The organism is Mesorhizobium sp. M0051 (assembly GCF_040323235.1).
Classification (GTDB): Bacteria; Pseudomonadota; Alphaproteobacteria; order Rhizobiales; family Rhizobiaceae; genus Mesorhizobium.
Genome location: NZ_JAMYUT010000003.1, coordinates 84318 through 109073 on the forward strand (window position 1 = coordinate 84318; position 24756 = coordinate 109073).

Sequence of the window (24756 nt, forward strand, 5' to 3'; positions counted from 1 at the left end):
GTCAGCCGAACGGTTGCTTGAAATTGTCGTGAAGCCGATTTGATGTCGGATCGGAGAACGCACGGGTCGCAAGGCGTTTGATGAAGGCAATGACCCGGTCCGGCTCGACGAATTGAGGCATGTGGCCGAGGCCGTCGATCGTTTCAAAATCAAGTCTTTCGATCCTGCTCCGCAATGGCTCGCCATGGGTACGGACATCGATGACACGGTCGGCTGTTCCGAAAAGAATGCCGGCCGGCATGACGATCTCGCCATAACACCGCTCGATGCGACCGAGATCTTGCTCGACCGCGACGACATCGGAGGACGTGGCGTAGAAATGGCCTGGCCTCAGCCCGAGCCAGCCACCTGCGTCGACCATGTAGTCAGCAGGAAACACCTGCGGCGCGAAGATGAATTCCATTGTCGGCCGCGCATATCGCAGACTTGTCGGTATCGCCATGGTGTAAGCCATGATCCAGCGCCGCAGGCGTGAGGGGATATAGAGCAAGCCGGACCTTTCGCGCATGCCGGCTTCCGGATGAGTCAATGGCGCCAAAAGCGCGATGCCGGAAATCGCCTCGGGGTGCTCCACGGCCAAGGTCAGCGCGACGGCGCCGCCCAGCGAGTGGCCGACCACCAGCGGCCTTTCCAACCCCAGGGCTTCAATGAAGCGTCGCACGATCTCGGCCTGTTCGGGCAGCCGACCCGTGGCGCCGCTCGCGCGCCCCGAATAGCCCGACCCCGGCCGATCGAGCGCGATCAACCGGTAGCCCGGGCCGAACCGCCCGAACAGAGTGTACCGGAAATGATGGAGTTGAGCGCCAAGCCCGTGCACAAAGACGATCGGCCGCCCCTCACCCTGGTCGACATAATGGATGCGGTTGCCGTCGATCTCGATGAATTTTCCGACCGGCGGCACCAGCCTTTCGGCTTTGGCCGCGATCCACAGCGTCGCGACCACCAAACTGGCGACCCCCAGGATCGCTATCAGGAGCAGCGTGCCCAAAAGCCATGACAGAACCGGCAAGATCATCGTTCACCCGCACCTGAGCCCGCATGAGCTTACCTGCCTCCGATCCAGGTGCAACCTTCCCCTCGAACCGCGAGCGCGAAGGCCGCACACTTCGACGGTCGACTTCTGTGGCGCGGCACCCTGTCGGGCATGCAATGGATATATCTCGGTTTATGGGTGCAGATTGTTCACTGTCCGGGGCGGCATTGCGGCCGCCGCCGAGCCGCGCTATCTCAGGCTACCCGTCATGCCGGAGCCTTCCATGCCTGAAATCGTAACCGCCGCCATGCTCGTCATCGGCGATGAGATTCTGTCTGGCCGAACCAAGGACAAGAACATCGGCCATCTCGCCGATATCATGACGGCGATCGGTATCGACCTGAAGGAGGTGCGCATCGTCCCGGACGAGGAAGACGAAATCATTGCTGCGGTGAATGCCGTGCGCGCCCGTTACACTTACGTGTTCACCACCGGTGGCATCGGCCCGACGCATGACGACATCACGGCCGATTCCGTCTCCAAGGCTTTTGGCGTGCCTTGCGAATACGATGCCAAGGCCTATGCACTGCTGGCGGCAAGCTACGCCGCGCGCGGCATCGAATATACGGAGGCCCGCAAACGCATGGCACGCATGCCACGCGGTGCCGATCTCATCGACAACCCGGTGTCCGTTGCACCCGGCTTCCGTATCGGCAACGTCCATGTCATGGCCGGTGTGCCGTCGATCTTCCAGGCCATGCTCGACAATGTCGTGCCGACGCTAAAGGCGGGTACGAAAATGCTGTCGGCAACCGTGCCCTGCCCATTCGGCGAAGGCCTCATCGGCGGGCCGCTTGGCGATATCCAGAAAGCGCATCCGGACACGATCATCGGCTCCTACCCGAAATATGGCGACGGCAAGTTCTGGACCGAACTGGTCGTGCGTGCCCGCAGCCAGTCGGCCCTGGATGCCGCGCGTGCCGACGTCGAGGCAATGGTCACCGGGTTCAGCAATTCCGGTTGATCTGTCCAGACCGGAACCAAGCACGTCGCTGCAACGTTTCCTCGGCACGAGTTCGGTAGCTCGCAGATTGAGGGATTATCATGCGCTTCAAAACCATCGTCGCCATACTGCAGAACGAGCAGGACGCGGAGCGCGTGCTCGACTGCGCCATTCCGCTCGCCACCCGGTTCCAGAGCCATCTGATCGGTATCCACGCCGAAACGCTTCCCGTGCCTTACACTTCGGCCACGGGCTTTCCGGACACGGAATTCCTGCAGGTTTCGGCCGACATGAACCGGGAGCGCGCTAAAAAACTGGAAGCGACTTTCCTCAAGCGTATCGAGGATTCCGGCCTATCCTTCGAGTGGCGAAGCCTTGAGAGCTTTTCGGGCGACAGCGCGCTGACCGGCATTTCGAGCGTGCGCGCCGCCGATCTGATCATTGCGGCGCAGCGCGAAACGGGCGGTGACCCGAGCGCGGATGTCGACACGCTGGTCTATGATGCCGGCCGCCCGGTGCTGGTGGTGCCGCATGGGGGGCCGCTGATCACCACCTTCAAACACGTACTGCTCGCCTGGAACGGCAGCAAGGAGGCGGCGCGCGCCGCCTTCGACGCGCTGCCCTTCATCATCGAAGCCGAGAAGACCGACATATTGGTCATCGACCCGCCTGAAACGCTCGACGACAGTCCGGAGGCCGCCGGCGCCGAAATCGCGTCGGCGCTGTCGCGCCACGGCGCCACCGTCAGTGTCTCGCTGCAACAGTCGGGCGGCAATTCGATCGACGACATCATCCAGACCAGGATCGCGGAGACCGGCGCCGATCTGCTGGTGCTCGGCGCCTACAGCCACTCCTGGCTGCGACAACTTCTGTTCGGCGGCGTGACCCGCAGTGTGCTGCGCACCGCGCCAGTGGCAGCCTTCCTGTCGCGTTGACGCATGTCGCGCAAAAATGGTCGCGGATTTTGAGACGATGACATGCAGACTTGAAGCGGATCGCATGAATCTGTTTTGATGCGACGCGTTTGAAGTCCACAGCGATCGCTCAGGCCTGCCCTGGCCAAGACCCCTGCTCTTGCCAAGACCGCCGCTCTTGCCAAGACGGGGGCTTTCCAGCTAATTCCGCGCGCATTCCCCTGTTTCTTGCGCGCGATCCCCGCGTGCTGCGGAGTGCGCGACATGTCCCTTCCCGAAAAAGCCTTTCCGGTCTCCTGGGACCAGTTCCATCGTGACGCCCGCGCGCTCGCCTGGCGGCTTGCCAGCGCCAACAAGGGCCAATGGAAAGCGATCGTCTGCATCACCCGAGGCGGGCTGGTTCCCGCTGCGATCATCTCACGCGAACTCGGCATCCGGGTCATCGAGACGGTCTGCGTCGCCTCCTACCATGACTATACCAGTCAGGGGCAGATGCAGGTCCTCAAAGAGATTACACCGACCTTGCTCACCGAAGATGGTGCCGGCGTGCTGATCATCGACGACCTGACCGACACCGGGAAGACGGCGGGCATCGTGCGCGCGATGATGCCGAAGGCGCATTTCGCCACCGTCTATGCCAAGCCGAAAGGCCGGCCGCTGGTCGACACATTCATCACCGAAGTCAGCCAGGACACCTGGATCTATTTTCCATGGGACATGGGCTTCACCTACCAGAAGCCGATCGCCGAGGACCACGCCGGCTGATTCGCAACAACCTGCCTATTACAGATCAGCAGCTTGCACCGGGCGCTATTTGCTTTCGCAAACGGGCCCGGCAGGCCAGATATTTTGTGAAATCGACATCTATCGACGGAACTCAGCCGGGCGAACGAAATTTTTTACTTTTATTGCCGACAATTAGCCGTAAGATTCGTGAGACGGCAAACGATTCCGGAGGCTGGGGCTAGCTTCTTCGATGTTGACGAGGCCAACGACGCATAATCATCTGGCCGAAAGGGTCCGACGGCTCTTCGGCACGGCCCCGTGCCGGCTGCAGGTTGCCGCCCTACCCTGGCGCGATACCGGAAACGGTGTCGAGATCATGCTGATCACCAGCCGCGACACCGGCCGCTGGGTATTGCCCAAGGGTTGGCCCGAGGCCAGGGAGCCGCTCTGCGAGGCGGCTGCGCGCGAGGCCGGCGAGGAAGCTGGACTGCGCGGGACTGTCTCCCATCTCGAAGCCGGCCGTTACTTCTACGCCAAGGTACTGGCTTCCGGCGAAGAAGTGCCGTGCGAGGTCCTGGTGTTCCCGCTGCACGTCGACAAGGTCGCCGACCGCTGGAAGGAAAAAAACTTCCGCACGCGCAAATGGGTCAGTTCCAGCGAAGCCGTGCGCATGATCAACGAGCCCGACCTTTGCCAGATCATCGCCTATTTCTGTGCCGACCCGCACAGCTTCCCCTGAAGGGACATTGAACGGCCGCGGCGCCGCGCCTCAACGTGAATGCTTTGCTAAGGAATCAAAGATACGATTCGGTAGCTCTGGTATTTTTCATCGATGGCGAACCCTGCGAGTCCAAATCCGAACCAGTCCGGCCAGCCCCAGCGCGAGCATCGTCCGCGCGTGCTCAAGGGCGGGTCGATCATCACCGGAATTTCGAATTCGGAAGTCGGTTGCACGCTGCGCAATCAGCACGAAAGCGGCGCCGAACTGAAGATACCGCTCGAAGCCCGCGTTCCCGATCGCTTCCTTCTCTATGTGCCGCTCGACGGCATTGCCTATCGATGCGAGGTTCGCTGGCGGCACAACGACCGCCTCGGAGTGCAGTTCACCGGCACCGAGCCAAAACCCCGGCTTCACTACGGCTGATCCTGCCTGGACCTGGTGTGGCAAGCTTGGGCCTCAGCTTAGATCCACTGGCGAGCCTTGCCGCATCCACGTTTCCCATTGGGCGGCAAATTGCGATCCCCGCGCCGGCTTTCTATCCCCGTTATCCACATGTGTGACACACAAGATGTTGGGGTCACAAAAGCTACGCAAACGAATCCTTGACGGCGCAAAACGAGTCGCCTTTTATAGGCCATGCGCTTCTGTTGAGAGTGCGACCGGAAAGTTCTGAGCCCGGTCTTTTTCCCGGATTATGTGCGTTTTTGCTCGCATTTCCGCCCGTTTACGAGGCCGGCGGAAGCGTTGGAATTGTGGGGCGGTTGGGGACAATTGGGACAATTGTCGGGCTTGAATAAATTGTCTGTTAACACTATATTTAGTGTTTGCAGGTAGGTTCGACGCTAGATAGTGTGAATTTTCCCTCAAGTGAGGGAATCGAAAAAAATCAGTTTTGAGGGACCCGTAGGGTTCGCCAGCGCGTTGGACAGTAACTTCGCAAGGAGTTTTGACCAGCAGGGTCGGCGGAGACCGCGAAATGGAGAGCCGGCCGTTTTCGAACGCCGGCAGACGGCGGACATGCGCGTTTCGCATTGGGGGCAGAAATCCCCTGACGAAAGCGCTATATGTAGACAAAAGGGACCGGACCAATGCGCATCGAGCGTCGTTTCACCAAGCCAGGACAATCTGCCTATGCGGAGATCGAATTCCGCAAGGCGCTTTCGGAGATCAAGAATCCGGATGGTTCGGTGGTGTTCCGCTTGGACAACATCGATGTGCCGGCGCAATTCTCCCAGGTTGCCGCCGACATCCTGGCGCAGAAGTATTTCCGCAAGGCAGGTGTCCCCGCGCGCCTGAAGAAGGTCGAGGAGAACGACGTCCCCTCCTTCCTGTGGCGCTCCGTCGCCGACGAGGCCGAACTTGCCAAGCTGCCGGAAGCCGAGCGCTACGGCTCCGAGATCGACGCCCGCCAGGTGTTCGACCGGCTGGCCGGTACATGGACCTATTGGGGCTGGAAGGGCGGCTACTTCAAGGCGTCGGAGGAAGACGCGCGCGCCTTCCGTGACGAGCTTGCCTATATGCTGGCGACGCAGCGCGTGGCGCCGAATTCACCGCAATGGTTCAACACCGGCCTGCACTGGGCTTATGGCATCGACGGCCCGAGCCAGGGCCACTTCTATGTCGACCCGTTCACCGGCAAGCTGACCAAGTCGAAATCCTCCTACGAGCATCCGCAGCCGCACGCCTGCTTCATCCAGGGCGTGCAGGACGACCTCGTCAACGAGGGCGGCATCATGGACCTCTGGGTGCGTGAAGCGCGTCTGTTCAAATATGGCTCCGGCACCGGCTCCAACTTCTCGCTGCTGCGTGGCGAAGGCGAAAAGCTGTCGGGCGGCGGCCGCTCGTCCGGCCTGATGAGCTTCCTCAAGATCGGCGACCGCGCGGCAGGCGCCATCAAGTCGGGCGGCACGACGCGCCGCGCCGCCAAAATGGTCATCGTCGACGCCGACCACCCCGATATCGAGGAATTCATCGACTGGAAGGTCAATGAAGAGCAGAAGGTCGCCTCGCTGGTGACCGGCTCCAAGATCGTCAAGAAGCATCTCGAAGCGATCATGAAGGCCTGCGTCAACTGCGAAGGCAATGGCAACGACTGCTTCGATCCGTCGATCAACTCCGCGCTGAAGCGCGAGATCAAGGCGGCCAAGAAGTCCGCCGTGCCGGAGAACTACATCTACCGCGTCATCCAGTTCGCCAAGCAGGGCTATTCGTCGATGTCGTTCAAGACTTACGACACCGACTGGGATTCGGATGCCTACCTCACGGTTTCGGGCCAGAACTCCAACAATTCGGTGTCGCTGAAGGACAATTTCCTGCGCGCTGTCGAGGACGATGGCGACTGGCACCTGACCGCCCGCAAGGACGGCAAGGTGCTGAAGACGCTGAAGGCCAGGGATCTCTGGGAAAAGATCGGCTATGCCGCCTGGGCATCGGCCGATCCGGGCCTGCATTTCAACACGACGATGAACGACTGGCACACCTGCGCTTCCGCCGGAGCGATCCGGGCCTCCAACCCGTGCTCGGAATACATGTTCCTCGACGACACGGCCTGCAACCTGGCCTCGATCAACCTGCTGCCTTACCGCAATGCCGACGGCACCATCGACATCGCCGCCTACGAGCACACCGTACGGCTGTGGACCATCGTGCTGGAAATCTCCGTGATGATGGCGCAGTTCCCGTCGAAGGAGATCGCCAAGCAGTCTTATGAATACCGCACGCTCGGCCTCGGCTATGCCAATATCGGCGGCCTGCTGATGACCTCGGGCATTCCCTACGATTCCGACGAGGGCCGCGCCATCTGCGCCGCACTCACCGCGATCATGACGGGTGTCGCCTATGCCACATCGGCCGAGATGGCTTCCGAGCTTGGCGCCTTCGCCGACTACGACCGCAACGCGCAGAACATGTTGCGCGTCATGCGCAACCATCGCCGTGCCGCCTATGGCGAAAAGCAGGGCTATGAGAAGCTCGCCGTCAATCCGGTGCCGCTGGTCGCTTCCGACCTGAAGCAGCAGGACCTCGCCGCCCACGCCAAGGCCGCCTGGGACCGCGCCATCGAGCTTGGCGAGGAGCATGGCTACCGCAATGCGCAGGCGACCGTGATCGCGCCGACCGGCACGATCGGCCTGGTCATGGATTGCGACACCACCGGCATCGAGCCCGACTTCGCCCTGGTGAAGTTCAAGAAGCTCGCCGGCGGCGGCTATTTCAAGATCATCAACCGCGCCGTGCCGGAGGCGCTGCGCACGCTCGGCTACTCCGAAGCCCAGATCGGCGAGATGGAGGCTTATGCGGTCGGCCACGGCAATCTCAACCAGGCACCCGCCATCAACCCCGGCGCGCTCAAGGCAAAGGGTTTCACCGACGAGAAGATCGCGGCGCTCAACGCAGCCTTGAAGTCCGCCTTCGACATCAAGTTCGTCTTCAACCAGTGGACGCTCGGCGCCGACTGGGTGAAGGAGACGTTCGGCTTCACCGACGAGCAGCTCAACGACTTTTCGTTCGAGATGTTGCCGGCGCTCGGCTTCTCCAGGAAGGACATCGAGGCCGCCAACATCCATGTCTGCGGTGCGATGACGCTGGAAGGCGCGCCCTTCCTCAAGCCCGAACACCTGGCTGTGTTCGACTGCGCCAGCCCGTGCGGCAAGATCGGCAAGCGCTCGCTTTCGATCAACAGCCACATCCAGATGATGGCGGCGGCGCAGCCCTTCATCTCCGGCGCCATCTCCAAGACCATCAACATGCCCAACGATGCGACGGTGGAAGACGCCAAGGGCGCCTACATGCTGTCGTGGAAGCTGGCGCTGAAGGCCAATGCGCTCTACCGCGACGGCTCGAAGCTGTCGCAGCCGCTCAACTCCTCGCTGCTCGCCGATGGCGAGGACGACGAGGACGAAGCTCTCGAGCAGTTGATCGCCGCACCGGCGGCGGCGCGCACGGCGCAGATCACCGAACGGATTGTCGAGCGCATCATCGAACGCGTGTCGCGCGAGCAGGAAAAGCTGCCTGGCCGCCGCAAGGGCTACACGCAGAAAGCCAAGATCGGCGGCAACACCATCTTCCTGCGCACCGGCGAATATGACGATGGCCGCCTCGGCGAGATCTTCATCGACATGAACAAGGAAGGCGCGACGCTGCGTGGCCTTCTCAACAACTTCGCCATCGCCATCTCGCTCGGCCTGCAATATGGCGTGCCGCTCGATGAATATGTGCACGCCTTCACCTTCACCAAGTTCGAGCCGGCCGGCATGGTGCAGGGCAACGATGCGATCAAGAGCGCGACGTCGATCCTCGACTACGTGTTCCGCGAACTGGCGATCTCCTATCTCGGCCGCAACGACCTCGCCCATGTCGACCAGTCGGACTTTTCCAACACCGCACTTGGCCGCGGCATCAGCGAAGGCAAGACGGATGCGGTCTCCAAGGGCCTGACCCGCGGCGCCTCGCCGGTGAAGCTGGTGTCGCGCGTCAGCGGCAATGATCCGAAAGGCTTTGCGGCTCCCTCGGGCGCCCCTGCCCGCTCAGTGCCGACAGCTTTCTCCGGCTCCAACGTGCTGGCGCTGAAACCGACAAGCGACGAAGCGGTCGCCTACAAGCGCGACTATGAGGAGCGGGCCAAGGAATTGGCCGAGGACATCGCCTTCGAGGAAGCGGCTGCTTCGGACGCCACGGCGGGATTGTTCACCGACGCCGCGGCCGTTGAGGCGGCCGAAGCCAAGAAACTCGCCAACGACCGCCGCGCCAAGTCCCTGCTCCAGGGCTACACCGGCAATGCCTGCTCCGAGTGCCAGAATTTCACGATGGTGCGCAACGGGACGTGTGAGAAATGCGATACGTGCGGCTCGACGAGCGGGTGCAGCTGAGGAAATTCACGCGCCGCCGCCGCCCACCACCAACAACGCGAATCCGCTCTCGGCACAAGAGACGTGCTGAGAGCGGAGGCTTATAAAAATGCCACCAGAGCCCAAGCAACAGCACTACATCCCGGAGACCTATTCGAAGCATTTCTCGGACGGAGACGGCTGCATCAAAATCTACGACATGTGAGAAAATTGTAGACTTTTCTGTACTTCCCCCAAATCGGCGTTCAAAGAGAAATATCTATACTCACAACCAGTTCACGCTGAGGCGTGTTTTGACAACGCGATCGAGAGACTTTTTTCCGACACGATAGAGAGCGGCTGGGACCGAGCTGTGAACATTATCGCGGAAAAGAAACCGCTCTCACTTGATGAAATTAAACATTTCACTGAATTCCTCTTGTCCATGCGATGCCGTGTACCTAACGCGCTTAGATCGGTCATGAGCCTTTTGCGAGACTCTGTTGCTAGGATATCGGATGCAGTTTCAGCTCCCGTACCAGAGGCCTTGTTGGAAATTTATCGGAAGACAACAGGAGACGCATCGAAACCGATTAGAATGCAAGACTTGATGAATGCCGGCATAATTCAAATAAACATCGACCCACACACCGCCCTTCTTTCGATGCCAAATATCATTAAAGGCATGCTGCCTGTAATGAGTCGATACAACGTACCTGTTTTTATACACAACGAGACGGCCGTTGATTTTATTTCTAGCGATAATCCAGTTTGCTACTTTAAATCTGGAACGCCGATAAGTAAGATCGTTCCATACAACGTCGGAAATTTTGATGATTTTGAACTTGTCTTCCCGATAACTCCGCGGATAGCGTTGTATCTGGACACCAGAAAGCAGACGGACGCATTACACAGGGAGGTACGCAGCCGCCAGACGATAGATCGCATCAATGAGGTAGTATCTCTTTTTGCCGATCGCTATATATTTAGCCGACGGGGAGATATCGAAACCTTAGCATCCAACTATTTCGATAAGGGGCCAGTTCCGGACTTCGAACGTTCGATAGTTGGCAACGGCTTGGTGCAGCGAATAAGCTACAAGATCGGACAGCCCTCAGCTCTATCGAATGCATGGGAATACCCATTCCGGCGATGAGATTCTGACAGGAACGTGAGCTGTAACGCTGACTAATCCACCTAATGGGCCGATGACATGCGCTACGCAGTAGTAATTGAAGAAGCAGGCGATAATTTCTCTGCTTATGTGCCGGACTTGCCTGGCTGCATCGCGACCGGCGCGACCGTGTCTGAGGTGGAGACCGAAATTCGCGACGCAATACGCTTCCATATTGAAGGCTTGCGCGCCGATGGGCTGGATGTGCCTAACGGTGTCAGCCTCGCAGAGTACGTGGAGGCATAGCAGGCAGCCGCCAGCAGAGTTGCTCTAGGGGGCGAGATGGTACACAGATCGGCCGCGGAAGCTCTCGCAGAGGACAGAGCCGTTCTAGGTAATGATTACGGAACCGCGTTCCACCATTGTTGCCAAGAGCTTTGGCGAGTCTCGTCGTCATGGGATCGCTATCAAGCTCTATTTTCAACTCAAGAGCGCGTTGACCTCCTAAACCACAGCGGCGGAAACTTTTGGCATTCAATTCAGGGAATTGTGTTCGAAGACGTACTACTGGGTCTGTGTCGCCTTACCGACCCCGCGAAATCTGGACGCAAAATAAATCTGAGTGTTCGTAAACTTCTGGAGCTCGATCTTTCCAAACATAATATCCGACTTCGACAGCGCGTAGTTGCATCTGAGAGGAAAGCGCAATTTGCTCGAACTTGGCGTGACAAGCGTGTTGCTCACAATGATTTCGAACAGATAACAGGCGTTGCAAATAAGTTGGCGCCGGCCACCGGTAGAAAGGTAACAAACGCGATCCTTTCCATCCACGAGGTGTTTCGATGGATCAATGCCAAACATTTTGGCGGCGATATGGGTTTGATAGACATGGGCGACAAGGATGCCATCGAAGTAATGTCGGTTATCGCGGACGGTCTGAAATTTGATAGGCTTCGCCAAGCCGAATATGCGCGCGGGAACTACGGCACTTACGAGCATTCATTCGAGTGGATGGGGCATGGCCCTGATCCTGCGAAGCGATACGAAATTACGCAACATTGGAAGCTTCCGCACAGTCCAAGGCGTTGAAAAATGCCGCTCCGCCCAAGATCCTTGACCGTCTCGGCGCAGCGCGCCATTTCACCGCCTGGCGAGTCACCTGTCTCGCACCCTTCGGGCCCGGAAGGCGAGACGCGCTCAGACTCGATTCACTCAATCCGGACCGGCTGATCCCGGCACCTACCCCGCCGGCAACACCCGCAGCGTCTGCTCGTCAAATAACGGCTCGTCCTGGCCTATACGCACGAACAGCACTTTCTGCCCCTCACCTGGTGGCATCTCGAAATACTGGATGCCATCCGGCACTTCACCCCAGTCGCCGCAGGGCGGCTCCGGAACCTCGTTGGGGTCGGCTACCGCTTTCAGCTCTTTCGCATAGTCGGCGTCGGGGCTGAATGTGTAGCGCTTGACGCCGGCGGGCACTGGGCCCTCCGTGTAGGGCGCGAGCACGCAGCGCGCGCTGACAGCCTTGTCGGTCTTTTCCAGGAACAGGCGCTGCAATGCGGCCTCGGCGGTTTCGCCTGATATGATGTCGAAGACCTCGACAAGAGGGTCGGCCGCGCCGCCATCGCTGTATTTGATGGCGAGTGCGTTGCCGGCAAATTCGAAGTGGATCTGGCGGAAGCCGAAGTCGCAGCGCTGCGTCCAGGCGCCCAGCCCGACACTCTTGTCGGTCAGCCTTTCCCAGACGCACTTGTCGATGGGCGGGCGTGACGGCGCCGGCTCGTCCGCCACGGCGGATATCGTCGCGGACGCAAGCAGGGCGCAGGTCAAGCTGATCGATCTCATGACGCTATTCATCGCTGCATCCTGTCAACGTGAAGGCATCCCACGCCGAGCCATCGGGGTTGGCGTTGGCGAAATCGGCCCATTCGGTAAAAGCCACGCCGAATTCCGGCAAGAGCAGCCCTTTCGGCGCCGGTGTCGCTTCGCGCGAATTCAACTGCTCGGCGCCGCCGCCGGTCAGGGCGTAGACCTGGCCATCCCATATCCTGCACAGCCCGCTGCCGTCCTGCAGGCCCGCTTCGCGATCGTCGTTGGTGCAGGTGTGGCGGATGGTGCCGAGCGGAAACGAATTCTTGCCGTTGGTCCAGGTGATGTCGGCCGGCAGGCTTGTCACGGTATTGGGCACGGTCAGCGAAAACACTTCGGCCGTCAGCGCCGCCGGCTCGTTGTCGAGCGGCCGAAATTGCATGACGGCGCCCGAGCGCGGTTCCCGATAGGTGGCGTGGCTCAGCAGACAGTCCTTGGCGTTAGCCGCCTGCATCGGGCCAAGCAGGCCCAGAAAAACGAAGGCCAGTGTGCGGGTGGTCATCAGATGTCTCTGGGAAAGCGTTGCCTGGGTACTGGCCCGCACAGTCGCATCATCCGCGCAAAAGCATAAGCGAAATCCGGAACGGCTGCGTTTATCCGCTCCTGGACGAAACATATCCCTTGATCCCCAACAGTCTGTATGGTCGAGCGCAACGGCGATGGGGAAAAATCCGGTGATGCAGCGTTTGGTAATGATGATGGCGATATCCGCATTCGCGGGCAGCACGGCACTGGCGGCGGCGCCCTATGTCGGGACATGGTCGAGCGACAGGTTCAACTGCCACGCGGCCGCCGACGTCCAGAGCAAGACCGTCTTCACCGTGGAACAGACCGCGTTGTCGCTTCCCGAATTCGGCTGCGAGCACGCGACATTTCGCAAAAACCCGACGGGCTGGGTGGTGAAGGCAAGCCAATGCTACGGCTCTGACCCGTCGATCGAGGAGCCGTTCACGCGTATCATTCATATCGTGAGATATGGCGCCACGCTGCGGTTCACCTGGCCTGGCTTCGACAGCGGCCCCCTCGTCCGCTGCTGACGGCATCCCGGCGCCTCAGAACAGCCCGACCAGAAAGGCGGCGCCGCCGAGCAAGCCAGCAGAACACACCCATAGCATCCAGAGCCCGCGCACCCGGCATTCGAGCACCGCCGAACCGGGGTTGGCGAGGTCATAGTGCACGTCGACCTTGCTGCCCTCGACATACTGCCGTGCCTGACCGCCGACAAGGCCGGGCAGCGAAGCCATCACCGTGGCGCCAAAGGTCACGCGATCGGCGCTGTAGCGCTGACCGGAGACGCCATAGGAGTAGACGATGCGGGATTTGAAGACGGTCCGCCAGTGTCGATAGCCTTCATGGGTTCGCAGCGCCTGCAGGCCTGAGGTGTCGATGCGGCCGGCGGCGACCGGCCATTTTGCCGCCTGCTCCGCAAGCGACTTCTGGGCGAAGCCCATGCGCAGGGCGAACAGGCCCGTGAACAACAGCAGCGCACCGGCGCCGAGGTTCTGCGGCTTGGGTAGATGCGAGCCGATCGCCTCCAGGATGCCGCCGACGGAAAACACCAGCACCAGCGCGCCGATCACCAGCCCCGCCGAAAGCTGGACCATGAACTTGAAGGCGCCTTCGGGCATGGTGCGCTCGATGACGGCTTTGCCCGGAGCCGCCGGATCATAGAACACCGTCACCTGAGCGCCCTTGGCAAACCGCGCAAGCGTCTCCGTGACCTCGAAATTTCCAAGGTTCTCCTGCACGCTGTAACGCGAACTTTGAAATGTCTTGCCGCCAACCTTGTACTCGAAGGTGATGGCCGGGAAATTGCGCATCTCGGTGGAATCGCTGCTATCCGAGCCGCTGCCAGAGCTGCGGACCTCGCGTGCCTCGACGCGCGACGAGATGATCTTTCCCGGCGCCGGTAGCCAGCGGCTGAGCGCCTGCACCTCGCGCCATTTCAAGAAGGTGATGAGCGACAACATGCCGGCGACCGCGCAGGCAAAGCCGACAAGCAGAATCTTGAGCTCCAACTCGTCTCCCCCCAGGAGTGCAGGAACCTGCACATAGACAGCAACGCGGCAGCAATGTCTTGTCTATTCGCGAAACCTCCCCCTCGGAGTTGGAAACGACTGTCTTCCGTTGATCTGGATCAACGCACATTCACCGCGTGTGCTGTCTTCTCGATATCAATCGAAGGGAGAACCAACGTGTCGACTTACGACCTCATGATCACCGCTGCGGTCTTGACCTATTTCGGATCATTCTCCGCAGTCCTGGCCTATGTCACCTTCGATGAATCGCATCGCCGGCCACGCTGACAAGATGGCCATATGCGGCGACCGCGCATCGCGCGTCAGTTGGCGTCGGCGACGGAAACCCGACCTCCGGCCCAGGCGCGCCATTGCCGCTCGTCGCCGTGGAAAACGTTGAGATCGATGCGGCCGGTGACGCCATGCGACAGGCCGGAGCCGGAGTACTGCCAGAACAGCCATTTGCGGTCGGGGTAGACCTTTGAGGGGTGCCGCGCCACCGCCCGCACCCAAAACGGATAATCGAGAAAAGCGCCGCGCAGATTGTCGCGATAGAAATCGGGCGCGGTGTAGATGATGGGCCGCTGGCCGTAATAGCGCTCCAGCCTGTCCATGAACACCTGCATCTTCTCCAGCACCTTCTCGCGCGAAGGCCGCCGCTTGCAGCTGGACTCGCCGTTCCATTCGACGTCGATCACCGGCGGCAGCGCGCCTTCGACCCTGGGCACGTTGCGGATGAACCAGTCGGCCTGCTCGCCCGCCGTGCGGCACCAGTAAAAGAAGTGATAGGCGCCGCGTTTCAGGCTGGCGGCGTCGGCATTGCGCCAGTTCCTGTTGAACATCGGATCGAGATGGTCGCCGCCGTCGGTCGCCTTGATGTAGGCGAAGTTGGCGCCCTGGGCGCGTAGCTTTTCCCAGTTGACGTTGCCTTGCCAGCGCGAGACATCGACGCCGTGCACGGCGAGGTGGCGGGGCGAAGCCTTGCCGAAATTGATCGGCTTGGCGTCGCGAAAACCATAGCGCGTGACGGGCCCGGCAAGCATCGGCGGTGCTGCGCGGCTCAGCAGCCTCGGCGGTGATACCAGGGCCGCCGGCTCGACCATCGGCTCGACGCTGTCCGACGGGTCAGGTGCTGAAAGTGCCACCGTCTCTTCTTCGGCCAGGCCGAAAGGCCGGGGGCTCTCGTCTACCGGCGCCGTTTCCGCCCGTGGCGCGCGCCTGGTCGCGGACGCAGGCACTGCCGCGATGGGTGCCGGCGGCCGTATCACCGAGCTGGTTGTTTCGCTCGACGGTTTCTGCAAATCCAAGGCATCGACGCCGGCCGTCGACGTGCAGCCGGCAAGGCATAGCGATGCGATCAAGAAACTGATGGCGCCCGGAATCCGCATCTGGACCTGTACTCAAAACACAACAGACCGAGGGCAAAACGACAGCCAACGGACAAACCGGACCAGTTATGAACGAGAAATTGCCAATAAAGTTTGAATCAATTTTTTTCACGTAGGCCAAACAGCGAAATCTGGCTCTCCGCGCAAGGGATCGGCCAGCCTTGTGGGCAAAGCCGCTACGGCTTTCTGAATACCCCAATCATCGGCCCCAGATTCCAGTAGTCGTCATTGCGGCCGATGGCCGGCGCAAACAGGCTGGATATCGTGCCGTCGAGGAACAGCGCATTGTCGCAGCCGAGCGCGTCGCGGAAAAGACGGGCGAAGGCATGGAAGGTTACCGTGCCGTTCGAAATCGCGAAGACCGCGACGCCATCCCTACGCACGCCGACACCATCGCGGGTTTTTCGCGAGGTGCCGTCGGCCTGGAATTTAGGGTGCAGCTTGCCGTCGATCACCAGCATCGGCCCGGATTGCGTCGCATAGTCAACGGGCGGACGCCTTTTCACAAAATCCTTGGTGGCGCGGACCGCCGCCTTGCCGTCGCGCATGTAGAAAATGCCGTTCGGCTGCAGCGAAAAATTGCCGGTTCCCGACCCGGTCTTCACAGAAGCCATTTCCTGGCCCTGCTCGACATAAAGACCGACCGGCGCGAGGTTCGGATGATACATGCCGGCATTGATGCCAAACAGCATCGTGCGCCCGACCGCCTGCTGCGAGGAACTGAGATTGTGCAGCGACTGAAACGGCTTGCCCGCCGGGTCCTTCCAGAACAATTCGACCTGATATCGTTTCGGATCGACCTCGCACACGAGATAGCTGGTCGCCTCGAAGGCGAAGTCCCGGCATGGCGGCAGCGCGGCAACCCACTGGCCAAACCCCATGCCGAGTGCCGCCACCGACGGCAGCGCGCTCTTGGCCAGCGCCAGCAGCGGCGGCACCGATTGCAGAAGGGTCAAAAAATCCATGCGCGTACCGGAATCCAGATTCGGGGTCCGGTACGGATATAGCCCGTTTCAAGCGAGACTGTGAAAGTGCCCTAAACGAGCCAGCCCATCGCGACGCCCAGCAGCAGGACGACGCCGAGCACGCCGCGATAGATGACGAACGGCCAGGCCGAAAAACGCTCCAGCACACGCATCAGGCCCCAAATGGCGAAGAAGGCGGAGATCGAGGCGACGACCAGCCCGACGGCAAGGACCGACCAGCCATGGGCGTCGAGATGGACCTTGTGCAGTTCCCAAAGCTCCTTGAGGCCGGCGAGCGCAATCGCGGGCAGCCCGAGCAGGAACGAGAAACGCGCCGCCTCGGCCCGCTTGAAGCCGAGCCCCAGTGCCGCGGTCAGGGTCGAACCTGAGCGAGACACGCCCGGAATCAGTGCGCCGATCTGGGCGATGCCGACAAGCAGCGCGTCAGCCAGCGAGGCTTCGTCCACAGTGCGCCGGTGGCGGGCAAGAATCTCGGCCAGCGCCAGCAGGATCGCCATGGCGATGCAGGCCCAGCCGATCACCGTCAGGCTGCGCAGCGGCGAATTACAGGTATTGAGCAGGCCCGACAGCGCCACCCCGGCAATAACGATCGGGATCGTCGCCAGCACGATCCACAGCGCCAGCTTGAAATGCCGGTCAGCGAAATCGCGCCGCGCCAGGGCATCGAGCGAACCAAACAGGATGCCCCTGACGTCACCCCAGAAATAGCTGATCACCGCGGCAAGAGCCGCGAGTTGCATGGCGGCGGAGAAGGCGGAACCCGGATCCTGCCAGCCAAGCACAGCCGGCACGATGCGCATATGGGCGGTTGAGGAAATCGGCAGCAATTCGGTGATGCCTTGCACCACGCCAAGGATCGCCACCTTGGCATAGCCCAGGCCGACGAAGCCCGTGTCCAGGCCTTGAGTGCAGATGTCGACCAATGGCGAATTCCATACATGAGAGATTGGCTGGTGCGGACCGACCGGTCGAGGTTAATCCCGGGCAAGCCTTATAGTCATGGGCCAGATAATCAATTTACGGATTTGTAAGCTGGTGCGTCGGGGTGTGAGCGATTGAAAACCGGCCCAGCTTGGGCCGGCTTTACAGGAAAATCGCAAGGCGATTACGGGCAGAGCCAGAGTTTCTGGCATGCCCTGGCGATCACATGCGCCGGCGGAACGACGGGCTCATCGACGGCAGGCCGGCGAACCCGTTCGAGCAGCATGCGCACCTGTTCGGGGCGCACACGATCGCGCTCCATCACAAGCAGGACCATCGGATCGCTCAAAAGCTCGTCCAGGGTGCTGATGCTGTCGTTCATCCGTCGTCTCCTCGAATGCCGTTACCCGCACCCCATAAATAGGAAGACAAAGATGGCCCGCCAATGACGCTTTGCCGGCTATCTCGTGTTGATTTGGATTAAATTTTGTTCAGCATGCGCCCTCCGTTCCGAAGGAAAAACTAACCTGGCGGCGGCGCGCCTTCGTATTGCGGCAGGCCGTCATCGAGCACCAGCCAGGGCTGCTTCGAGGCCATGAAAATATGCATTTGCGGCTTGAAAACCGTGGGGTCGTCGAGCGAACCGGTGGTGACGCCGATGATGCCCGCGGAATCGCGCCGGGAGAACATCGTCGTGCCGCAGCTCGGGCAAAAGCCGCGCTTGAGGTCCGGCGAGGAGTTTATCGTCGCCAGCGGCCCGTCGACCGTCAAATCGTCGATGCGAAACAGCACGCGTGCGTTGAACGCGGCGCCGATCGCCTTCTGGCACACCCGGCAATGGCAGACGCGTTCGTTGATGGGGGCAGCGTCGGTGCGGTAGCGCACCGCCTTGCACAGGCATCCGCCTTCATATCTTGCCATCGCCCGGATCCGTTGCTGGAGAGAATAAGCCGCGAGCGTAGCGGCGGAGCCGATTGGGTCAATTCAAAAGCTTTGATACAACGTCATCGATTATGGTGATGTGGGTGGGACTGAAGTCATGATGGCATCTTCGGTGGAGTAATCGCGGCTCTGGCGCATGAAAGCGCCGAGCGAAGCGATGGGCGCGTTTGCGCCAATCGCCGGGGCTCTCGACTTATTAGGGCAGCATATCTGATCGACAAACTGGGTGTTCTTGTCGACGTGTCAGTGGCGCTTGGCTTGCACCAGATAGGCCTCGATCTCGGTCTCGCCGAGCCACTTTGCCGCTTCCAGCCGATGCAGGCCCTCGACGAGGATATGGCGCTTGCCGTCATGGCGGACCTGGATCGGTGTCTTCATGCCGTTTTCGAGAATGTCCTCGGCCAGATGGCGGACAGTCTCGGGATGCAGCGTCTTCTTGCGCGCCGTCGGCACGTAGATCTCGTCGACCTTGACCTTTTGCACTCTGAGCATGCCGACCCCCGTGGCGGAAACGCCGCCCTTTGTGGAGATAGTCTCTTTGACCACGGGGGCCAAGGGCGCGGCTAACGAATGCTGGCCCGATCGTTTCCATTTGACGCTGGACCGGCAGATCGCCGAAATGGCGGCCTTCGAACTTCTCCGGTGTTCATGACCCAACTGCCGACCGAGTTCCCCGATTTCGGACTGACGCCCGAGCAGCGCCGGCACGCGGTGCGCGGCCACTATTACGAATGGCCTGGCATGGATGGCGAGCGCGGCGAGATCTGGTGCTACAGCGACCGGTATTCCTATCGCGCCGGCGAAACGGTAGCGCTCCATGTCAGTTCGACGGCCTCGCAGTTCAACATTGAGATCGTCCGAGACGGTGGCTCCAAGACCAAGGTGTTCGAGAAGACGGGTATCGCGGCGCGCAGGCAGGACACGCCCGACCAATGTTCGGTCGAAGGCTGCGGCTGGGACGCCTCGTTCGAATTCCGCGTCGAGGCGGACTGGCCATCCGGCGCCTACCGGGTGACGCTGACCGCCGATGGCCGTGACGGCAAGCCGATCCATTGCCACCATATTTTCATCGTCACGCCCCTGCCCGGAAAGAAGCCCGGCCGTGTGCTGCAGGTGGCGGCGACCGGGACCTGGCTCGCCTACAACACCTGGGGCGGCTCCAACCACTACCAGGGTATCACCGGGCCGGACCGCAACCAGTATTCGCCCATCGTGTCGACGCAGCGCCCCTGGTGCCGCGGCTTCGTCGTGCTGCCGAAAGATGCGCCGCGCGTGCCGCTGGAAGTCGCCGTGCCGCCGAAGACGGTGCCGCGCTATCCGCACATGGAATGGGCGCTCGCCACCGGCCATTCGAAGAAATACGCTTCGTCCGGCTGGGCCAGTTATGACAGCCACTTCTTCCGCTTCGCCGAACGGGCCGGCTATGACGTCGATCTCGCCAGCCAGCACGATCTGCATTTTTCGCCGGAAATTCTCGACGGCTATGACTGCGTTGTCTTTGTCGGCCATGACGAATACTGGACTTGGGAGATGCGTGACGCCGTCGACACCTATGTGACCCGCGGCGGCCATGCGGCGCGTTTTGCCGGCAATTTCATGTGGCAGACGCGGCTGGAGGATGAGGGCCGCCGGCAGGTCTGCTACAAATACCGCGCGCGCGCCGAGGATCCCGTCTATCGCGGCGGTGATGTCACCCGCGCCACCAACTCTTGGGAAGCGCCGGAAATCGGCCGGCCTGGTTCGGCGACCTTCGGGCTCAATGCGACGCGCGGCGTCTATGCCGGCTGGGGCGGTTGCGCGCCGCGCGGCGTGCGCGGCTTTCCGGTCTATCGGCCAGAGCACTGGGCCTTCGCCGGCACTGGTATCTATTATGGCGACCTGCTGGGCGCGGACAGCCATGTCTATGGCTATGAGGTCGACGGGCTCGACTTCGAGATACGCGGCGGCCTGCCCTACCCCACGGCCACCAGCGGCGCGCCCGAAGGCCTGCAGGTTCTCGCCGTCGGCATGGCGTCCCAGGTCGAGGAAAGCGCCGATATACCAATCGAGGACCAGTTCCTCACCGATGAGGATGGTCGCTTCACCGCCGAAACGCTGTTCGGCGAGGCGAGCGACGCCAATCTGGAAAAGGTCAAACGCGGCAACGGCATGATCGTCAATTTCCCGCGCGGCAAGGGCGAGGTGTTCCACGCCGGAAGCTGCGAATGGGTCGCAGGCCTGCTAAGACAGGACCCGATGGTCGAACGCGTCACAAAAAATGTCCTCGATCGTTATCTCGGAAAGTCCTGACATGTCGAAAGCCCAGACCGCCGCTCAAGACACGGAAATCCGTCGAGAATCGCATTTGTTCTATCTGTCCAGCCTGCGCCGGCCGCTGATCGACCGCGCCGAAGGCATCTACATGTGGACGCAGGACGGCCGCCGCTTCATCGACGGATCGAGCGGCCCGATGGTCGCCAATATCGGCCATTCCAACCGCAATGTGCTCGACGCCATGAAGCGGCAGATGGACCGCGCCACCTTTGCCTATCGGCTGCATTTCGAAAACGAGCCGGCGGAAGAGCTGGCGCGGGAACTCGCCGGCAAGCTGCCGGAAGGCATGGACCGTATCTTCTTCGTCTCGGGCGGCTCGGAAGCGACGGAATCCTGCATCAAGCTGGCGCGGCAATGGGCCGTCGCCACCGGCCAGGCCACCCGCTGGAAGGTGATCACCCGCTTTCCCTCCTATCACGGCGGCACGCTGGGTTCGCTGTCGATCACCGGCGACGATGCGCTTGCCGAAACGTTCGAGCCGATGATGCGGGTGATGCCGTCCGTGCCGGCGCCGAACGCCTGGCGCGACCGCGACAACCTTTCTATGGAACAGCGCGGCATCCGCTATGCCGACATGCTGGAGGAGAAGATCCTTGCGGAAGGCCCAGGCAGCGTGGTCGCATTCATCATGGAGCCGATCGGTGGTGCTGCCACCTCAGCCCTGGTGGCGCCGGACAGCTATTATCCGCGCATCCGCGAGATCTGCGACCGCTACGGCATCTTGCTCATCCATGATGAAGTGATGAGCGGCGCCGGCCGCACCGGCAAATTCCTCGGCGGCGATCACTGGAACTGCAAGCCCGACATTGTCGCGCTGTCCAAGGGACTTGGCTCGGGCTATGCGCCGCTTGGCGCATTGGCCGCACCGATGCGGCTGGTGCAGCCGCTGCTTGCCTCCGGCGGCTTCCAGCACGGCCATACCTATGCCGGCAACCCGCTGGCCTGCGCCGCCGGCCTGGCTGTCCTTGGTGAAATGGACCGGCTCGACCTGATCGCCAACGCGGCTGCCATGGGCGACGTGCTGATGGATGGGCTGAAGGCGCTGGCCAAGCGGTTTCCGTTCATCGCCGACGTGCGCGGCAAGGGCCTGCTCACCGGCGCCCAGATGGTCGCCGATCCCGAGACCTTGAAACCGATCGACCAGACCAAGAAGGCCACGGAGAGGCTGCTCGACCTCGCGTATGGGCGCGGGCTGATCATCTATGGCCGCAAGGTCAAGGGCGGCGTCGACAGCGACAATTTCATGGTCGCGCCGCCGATGATCGTCACTAGCCAGCAGGTCGGCGAGATCGTCTCCATCATCGGCGACTCGCTGGAGGTTTTGGCCTCCGAGCTCGACCTGCCGATCGAAGGCCAGGGGTAAAAGAATGGCACCGCGCAAAGTCATCATCACCTGCGCCGTCACCGGCTCGGTGCACACGCCGTCGATGTCGCCCTATCTGCCGGTGACACCGGACCAGATCGCCGCCGACGCGATCGCGGCGGCCGAGGCCGGCGCCTCTATCCTGCATCTGCACGCCCGTGACCCCAGGGATGGCCGCCCGACCGCCGATCCGGACGTCTACATGCAGTTCCTGCCGCGCATCAAGCAGGCGACCGATGCGGTGATCAACATCACCACCGGCGGCTCGTCGCTGATGACCTTGGATCAGCGGCTGGCTGCCCCTTTGCGCGCCGAGCCAGAAATGTGCTCGCTCAACATGGGTTCGATGAATTTCGCGCTGTTTCCCATGCTCGACAAGCCACGGGAATGGCAGCACGAGTGGGAACCGAAGCTGCTGGAAGCGACGCGGGACACAATCTTCAAGAACACCTTCGCCGACATGGAAGGCGTGCTGGAAAGGCTGGGCAAGGGCTGTGGCACGCGCTTCGAATTCGAATGTTACGACGTCGGCCATCTCTATTCGCTGGCGCATTTCCGCGACCGCGGCCTGGTGTCGGGACCGCTGTTCATCCAGTTCGTGCTGGGCGTATTGGGCGGCATCGGCGCCGATCCCGACAATCTCGTCCATATGAAGCGGATCGCCGACAAATTGTTCGGCGATAGCTACCAGTTCTCGGTGCTGGCCGCCGGCCGTCAGCAGATGCCGCTGATCTCGATCGCCGCGGCGATGGGCGGCAATGTCCGTGTCGGCCTGGAAGACAGTCTCTATGACGGCCGTCAGCTGGCGAAATCCAATGCCGATCAAGTGCGCCGCATCCGCGGCATTCTCGATGGGCTGTCGCTGGAGGTCGCCACACCCGCCGAAGCGCGCGATATGCTGGCGCTGAAGGGTGGCGATCGGGTGGCGTTTTGAGATGGTAGCGTCCAGTCCCGCCCCCCTCTGTCCTGCCGGACATCTCCCCCTCAAGGGGGGAGATTGGCTGTCACAACGGCTTTCGCAAATCTCCAACGTCAGGGGATGGGTGGCAAGGCCAAAGCTGCCAATCTCCCCCCTTGAGGGGGAGATGTCCGGCAGGACAGAGGGGGGCGCCTGGGCGCCCTGCCTGTCGTGAGCAAACCATCAGAAGTCCGCCTTCGCCCCGGCCGCGTGGAGGACGTCGATATCATCCATGCATCGATCCTGAAACTTGGGACCCACATCGGGGCACCGGAAGAGATCATCTCCACGCCAGACGACCTACGCACCTACGGCTTTGGCGAAAAACCCGCCTTTTCGACCCTGATCGCCGAAGTCGGCGGCGAGTTCGCCGGTCTCTGCCTATATTTCCCGATCTTTTCGACCTGGATGGGGAGGCCTGGTGTCTATGTGCAGGACCTCTATGTCGAGGACCGTTTTCGCGGCCGCAAGATCGGCGAGCGGCTGCTGCGGCACGTTGCAGCGCAGTGCCGGAAAGACGGCGGCGCCTATCTCCGTTTGTCCGTCGACACCGATAATGAGGGTGCCAAGTCCTTTTATGAAAGGCTTGGCATCGCCTGGTCGAGCTACGAGCAGACGCAGAAGATCACCGGCGAGGCCTTTTTCGCCTTCGCCGATGCGACCGAAAATGGGGAGCAGGAATGAAAACTTTCTATGCCGAGGAACAGAAGCGCCACGACCCCAAGGCCTTTCTTTCGAGCGGTGCGGCGCAGCCCAATCCGGAACAGCCGGACCGCGTTGAGAGGTTATTAGCCGGCGCAAAAGCAGCCGGGTGCGAGATCGTGCGGCCGCGCAATCACGGGCTCGGACCGGTCGCGGCGGTGCATACACCGGAATATCTGGATTTCCTCGAGCACATCTACGCGCGCTGGCAGCGCATCGACGGCGCGTCTGCTGAAGTGATCCCCAACATCCACCCGATCGCGCGCAACGGCTCCTATCCGGCCTCGGCGGTCGGCCAGGCCGGCTACCACATGGCCGACACCGCTTGCCCAATCTCGGGCGAGACATGGCAGAGCGCGCTGTGGAGCGCCTGGAGCGCAGTCGAAGCCGCCGAGGCGGTGATGTCAGGCGCATCAGCCGCCTACGCGCTGTGCCGCCCGCCCGGCCACCATGCCTTTGCCGATGTCGCCGGCGGCTTCTGTTTCATCAACAACTCGGCCGTCGCCGCGCAGGTTTTACGCAGGACGGCTTCGCGCGTCGCAATCCTCGATGTCGACCTGCACCACGGCAACGGCACGCAAGGCATCTTCTATGCACGGCCCGATGTTCTCACCGTCTCGCTGCATGCCGATCCGGTGCGCTTCTATCCGTTCTTCTGGGGCCACGCCGACGAGCGCGGCGAAGGGGCTGGCCTTGGCTACAATTTCAACCTGCCGCTGCCGCGCAAATCCACTGATGCGGCGTTTCTCCAAGCGCTTGAGGTGGCATTCCAGCGCATCCGTGCCTTTTCGCCCGACGCGCTGGTCGTGGCACTCGGCCTCGACGCGTTCGAGGGCGACCCGTTCGGCGGACTTTCTGTGACGACACCGGGCTTCGCGCGCATCGGCGAGGCCATTGCCAAGCTCGGCCTATCAACGGTGATCGTCCAGGAGGGCGGTTATCTCTGCGACGAACTCGGCGACAATCTCACCGCCTTCCTCACCGGCTTCGGCGGCAAGTCGCGGTGATCTCACCCTGAC

24 protein-coding genes and 1 pseudogene are annotated in these 24756 nt (G+C 61.5%); 15 read left to right on the forward strand and 10 right to left on the reverse strand.

The window, feature by feature from the left end; translation table 11 throughout:
- Position 1 precedes the first annotated feature (1 nt).
- The gene (locus tag NKJ90_RS04165) at positions 2 to 1015 is read right to left on the reverse strand and encodes an alpha/beta fold hydrolase (RefSeq protein ID WP_023759467.1); all 1014 of its coding nucleotides are present in this window, start codon (positions 1013 to 1015) and stop codon (positions 2 to 4) included.
- Between the two features lie 241 nt (positions 1016 to 1256).
- Here NKJ90_RS04165 and NKJ90_RS04170 point away from each other — a divergent pair, with 241 nt between their 5' ends.
- The 9 genes and pseudogenes from NKJ90_RS04170 to NKJ90_RS04210 all read left to right on the forward strand — a co-directional run bounded on the left by NKJ90_RS04170 (position 1257) and on the right by NKJ90_RS04210 (position 11363).
- Positions 1257 to 1997 (forward strand): competence/damage-inducible protein A, encoded by a 741-nt coding sequence (locus NKJ90_RS04170; protein WP_023759468.1) that lies wholly within the window; start codon positions 1257 to 1259, stop codon positions 1995 to 1997.
- Positions 1998 to 2077: 80 nt separating this feature from the next.
- Complete coding sequence (locus NKJ90_RS04175) at positions 2078 to 2911, forward strand: universal stress protein (RefSeq protein WP_023759469.1); 834 nt, start codon at positions 2078 to 2080, stop codon at positions 2909 to 2911.
- A 243-nt stretch (positions 2912 to 3154) separates the two neighbouring features.
- On the forward strand, positions 3155 to 3655 hold the full coding sequence (gene gpt / locus NKJ90_RS04180) for a xanthine phosphoribosyltransferase (RefSeq protein WP_023759470.1): 501 nt from the start codon (positions 3155 to 3157) through the stop codon (positions 3653 to 3655).
- Between the two features lie 211 nt (positions 3656 to 3866).
- Complete coding sequence (locus NKJ90_RS04185) at positions 3867 to 4355, forward strand: NUDIX hydrolase (RefSeq protein WP_023759471.1); 489 nt, start codon at positions 3867 to 3869, stop codon at positions 4353 to 4355.
- 93 nt (positions 4356 to 4448) lie between these two features.
- Positions 4449 to 4760: a PilZ domain-containing protein gene (locus tag NKJ90_RS04190; protein WP_023759472.1), complete on the forward strand. Its 312-nt coding sequence runs from the start codon at positions 4449 to 4451 to the stop codon at positions 4758 to 4760.
- Between the two features lie 665 nt (positions 4761 to 5425).
- Positions 5426 to 9202 carry a vitamin B12-dependent ribonucleotide reductase gene (locus NKJ90_RS04195; protein WP_023759473.1) on the forward strand — a complete coding sequence of 1259 codons (3777 nt, stop codon included), beginning with the start codon at positions 5426 to 5428 and terminating at the stop codon, positions 9200 to 9202.
- A 214-nt stretch (positions 9203 to 9416) separates the two neighbouring features.
- A pseudogene (locus NKJ90_RS04200) lies at positions 9417 to 10316 on the forward strand (DUF4238 domain-containing protein); the annotation flags it as partial.
- Positions 10317 to 10373: 57 nt separating this feature from the next.
- A complete protein-coding gene (locus NKJ90_RS04205; RefSeq protein WP_023759475.1) occupies positions 10374 to 10580 on the forward strand; it encodes a type II toxin-antitoxin system HicB family antitoxin in 207 nt (68 codons plus the stop codon).
- A 36-nt stretch (positions 10581 to 10616) separates the two neighbouring features.
- Positions 10617 to 11363: an AbiU2 domain-containing protein gene (locus NKJ90_RS04210; RefSeq protein ID WP_156938548.1), complete on the forward strand. Its 747-nt coding sequence runs from the start codon at positions 10617 to 10619 to the stop codon at positions 11361 to 11363.
- Positions 11364 to 11513: 150 nt separating this feature from the next.
- Here the strand turns inward: NKJ90_RS04210 and NKJ90_RS04215 are convergent, their stop codons facing one another.
- Positions 11514 to 12122 carry a hypothetical protein gene (locus NKJ90_RS04215; protein ID WP_352485705.1) on the reverse strand — a complete coding sequence of 203 codons (609 nt, stop codon included), beginning with the start codon at positions 12120 to 12122 and terminating at the stop codon, positions 11514 to 11516.
- 4 nt (positions 12123 to 12126) lie between these two features.
- Positions 12127 to 12648 carry a hypothetical protein gene (locus tag NKJ90_RS04220; protein ID WP_023759478.1) on the reverse strand — a complete coding sequence of 174 codons (522 nt, stop codon included), beginning with the start codon at positions 12646 to 12648 and terminating at the stop codon, positions 12127 to 12129.
- A gap of 175 nt (positions 12649 to 12823) precedes the next feature.
- Between NKJ90_RS04220 and NKJ90_RS04225 the strand changes: the two genes are divergently transcribed.
- Positions 12824 to 13183 (forward strand): hypothetical protein, encoded by a 360-nt coding sequence (locus NKJ90_RS04225; protein WP_023759479.1) that lies wholly within the window; start codon positions 12824 to 12826, stop codon positions 13181 to 13183.
- A gap of 15 nt (positions 13184 to 13198) precedes the next feature.
- On the opposite strand, the gene NKJ90_RS04230 is transcribed toward NKJ90_RS04225, so the two are convergent.
- The 7 genes from NKJ90_RS04230 to NKJ90_RS04260 all read right to left on the reverse strand — a co-directional run bounded on the left by NKJ90_RS04230 (position 13199) and on the right by NKJ90_RS04260 (position 18893).
- Entirely contained in the window at positions 13199 to 14164 is a 966-nt protein-coding gene (locus tag NKJ90_RS04230) for a DUF3592 domain-containing protein (protein ID WP_245266617.1), read from the reverse strand.
- A 323-nt stretch (positions 14165 to 14487) separates the two neighbouring features.
- Positions 14488 to 15552 carry a glycoside hydrolase family 25 protein gene (locus tag NKJ90_RS04235; protein ID WP_352485707.1) on the reverse strand — a complete coding sequence of 355 codons (1065 nt, stop codon included), beginning with the start codon at positions 15550 to 15552 and terminating at the stop codon, positions 14488 to 14490.
- A 176-nt stretch (positions 15553 to 15728) separates the two neighbouring features.
- Entirely contained in the window at positions 15729 to 16517 is a 789-nt protein-coding gene (locus NKJ90_RS04240; RefSeq protein WP_023759483.1) for a phosphodiester glycosidase family protein, read from the reverse strand.
- 71 nt (positions 16518 to 16588) lie between these two features.
- Entirely contained in the window at positions 16589 to 17461 is an 873-nt protein-coding gene (gene uppP / locus NKJ90_RS04245; protein ID WP_023759484.1) for an undecaprenyl-diphosphatase UppP, read from the reverse strand.
- 182 nt (positions 17462 to 17643) lie between these two features.
- Positions 17644 to 17841, reverse strand: coding sequence for a hypothetical protein (locus NKJ90_RS04250; protein WP_023759485.1), 198 nt, complete (start codon positions 17839 to 17841; stop codon positions 17644 to 17646).
- A 140-nt stretch (positions 17842 to 17981) separates the two neighbouring features.
- The gene (locus NKJ90_RS04255) at positions 17982 to 18380 is read right to left on the reverse strand and encodes a GFA family protein (RefSeq protein WP_023759486.1); all 399 of its coding nucleotides are present in this window, start codon (positions 18378 to 18380) and stop codon (positions 17982 to 17984) included.
- Positions 18381 to 18644: 264 nt separating this feature from the next.
- Positions 18645 to 18893, reverse strand: coding sequence for a ParB N-terminal domain-containing protein (locus NKJ90_RS04260; protein ID WP_013532091.1), 249 nt, complete (start codon positions 18891 to 18893; stop codon positions 18645 to 18647).
- Positions 18894 to 19049: 156 nt separating this feature from the next.
- Between NKJ90_RS04260 and NKJ90_RS04265 the strand changes: the two genes are divergently transcribed.
- From NKJ90_RS04265 to NKJ90_RS04285, 5 genes are all read left to right on the forward strand, one after another.
- Positions 19050 to 20690, forward strand: a complete 1641-nt coding sequence (locus tag NKJ90_RS04265; protein ID WP_023759488.1) for a N,N-dimethylformamidase beta subunit family domain-containing protein — start codon at positions 19050 to 19052, stop codon at positions 20688 to 20690.
- Between the two features lies 1 nt (position 20691).
- Positions 20692 to 22077 (forward strand): aminotransferase family protein, encoded by a 1386-nt coding sequence (locus NKJ90_RS04270; RefSeq protein WP_023759489.1) that lies wholly within the window; start codon positions 20692 to 20694, stop codon positions 22075 to 22077.
- A gap of 4 nt (positions 22078 to 22081) precedes the next feature.
- Entirely contained in the window at positions 22082 to 23011 is a 930-nt protein-coding gene (gene kce, locus NKJ90_RS04275; RefSeq protein WP_023759490.1) for a 3,5-dioxohexanoate:acetyl-CoA acetone transferase, read from the forward strand.
- 195 nt (positions 23012 to 23206) lie between these two features.
- Entirely contained in the window at positions 23207 to 23719 is a 513-nt protein-coding gene (locus NKJ90_RS04280; RefSeq protein WP_031260252.1) for a GNAT family N-acetyltransferase, read from the forward strand.
- Entirely contained in the window at positions 23716 to 24744 is a 1029-nt protein-coding gene (locus NKJ90_RS04285; RefSeq protein WP_023759492.1) for a histone deacetylase family protein, read from the forward strand. Before NKJ90_RS04280 ends, NKJ90_RS04285 begins: the two co-directional genes overlap by 4 nt.
- The last annotated feature ends 12 nt before the right edge of the window (positions 24745 to 24756 follow it).

Coding starts and splice junctions, on each gene's coding strand:
- NKJ90_RS04235 (WP_352485707.1), bottom strand. CDS start 15,552: ATGCGGATTCCGGGCGCCATCAGTTTCTTGATCGCATCGCTATGCCTT.
- NKJ90_RS04270 (WP_023759489.1), top strand. CDS start 20,692: ATGTCGAAAGCCCAGACCGCCGCTCAAGACACGGAAATCCGTCGAGAA.
- NKJ90_RS04175 (WP_023759469.1), top strand. CDS start 2,078: ATGCGCTTCAAAACCATCGTCGCCATACTGCAGAACGAGCAGGACGCG.
- NKJ90_RS04250 (WP_023759485.1), bottom strand. CDS start 17,841: ATGAACGACAGCATCAGCACCCTGGACGAGCTTTTGAGCGATCCGATG.
- NKJ90_RS04185 (WP_023759471.1), top strand. CDS start 3,867: ATGTTGACGAGGCCAACGACGCATAATCATCTGGCCGAAAGGGTCCGA.
- NKJ90_RS04285 (WP_023759492.1), top strand. CDS start 23,716: ATGAAAACTTTCTATGCCGAGGAACAGAAGCGCCACGACCCCAAGGCC.
- NKJ90_RS04195 (WP_023759473.1), top strand. CDS start 5,426: ATGCGCATCGAGCGTCGTTTCACCAAGCCAGGACAATCTGCCTATGCG.
- NKJ90_RS04190 (WP_023759472.1), top strand. CDS start 4,449: ATGGCGAACCCTGCGAGTCCAAATCCGAACCAGTCCGGCCAGCCCCAG.
- NKJ90_RS04225 (WP_023759479.1), top strand. CDS start 12,824: ATGCAGCGTTTGGTAATGATGATGGCGATATCCGCATTCGCGGGCAGC.
- NKJ90_RS04170 (WP_023759468.1), top strand. CDS start 1,257: ATGCCTGAAATCGTAACCGCCGCCATGCTCGTCATCGGCGATGAGATT.
- NKJ90_RS04265 (WP_023759488.1), top strand. CDS start 19,050: ATGACCCAACTGCCGACCGAGTTCCCCGATTTCGGACTGACGCCCGAG.
- NKJ90_RS04165 (WP_023759467.1), bottom strand. CDS start 1,015: ATGATCTTGCCGGTTCTGTCATGGCTTTTGGGCACGCTGCTCCTGATA.
- NKJ90_RS04240 (WP_023759483.1), bottom strand. CDS start 16,517: ATGGATTTTTTGACCCTTCTGCAATCGGTGCCGCCGCTGCTGGCGCTG.
- NKJ90_RS04205 (WP_023759475.1), top strand. CDS start 10,374: ATGCGCTACGCAGTAGTAATTGAAGAAGCAGGCGATAATTTCTCTGCT.
- NKJ90_RS04215 (WP_352485705.1), bottom strand. CDS start 12,122: ATGAGATCGATCAGCTTGACCTGCGCCCTGCTTGCGTCCGCGACGATA.
- kce (WP_023759490.1), top strand. CDS start 22,082: ATGGCACCGCGCAAAGTCATCATCACCTGCGCCGTCACCGGCTCGGTG.
- NKJ90_RS04220 (WP_023759478.1), bottom strand. CDS start 12,648: ATGACCACCCGCACACTGGCCTTCGTTTTTCTGGGCCTGCTTGGCCCG.
- NKJ90_RS04255 (WP_023759486.1), bottom strand. CDS start 18,380: ATGGCAAGATATGAAGGCGGATGCCTGTGCAAGGCGGTGCGCTACCGC.
- NKJ90_RS04260 (WP_013532091.1), bottom strand. CDS start 18,893: ATGCTCAGAGTGCAAAAGGTCAAGGTCGACGAGATCTACGTGCCGACG.
- gpt (WP_023759470.1), top strand. CDS start 3,155: ATGTCCCTTCCCGAAAAAGCCTTTCCGGTCTCCTGGGACCAGTTCCAT.
- NKJ90_RS04210 (WP_156938548.1), top strand. CDS start 10,617: ATGGTACACAGATCGGCCGCGGAAGCTCTCGCAGAGGACAGAGCCGTT.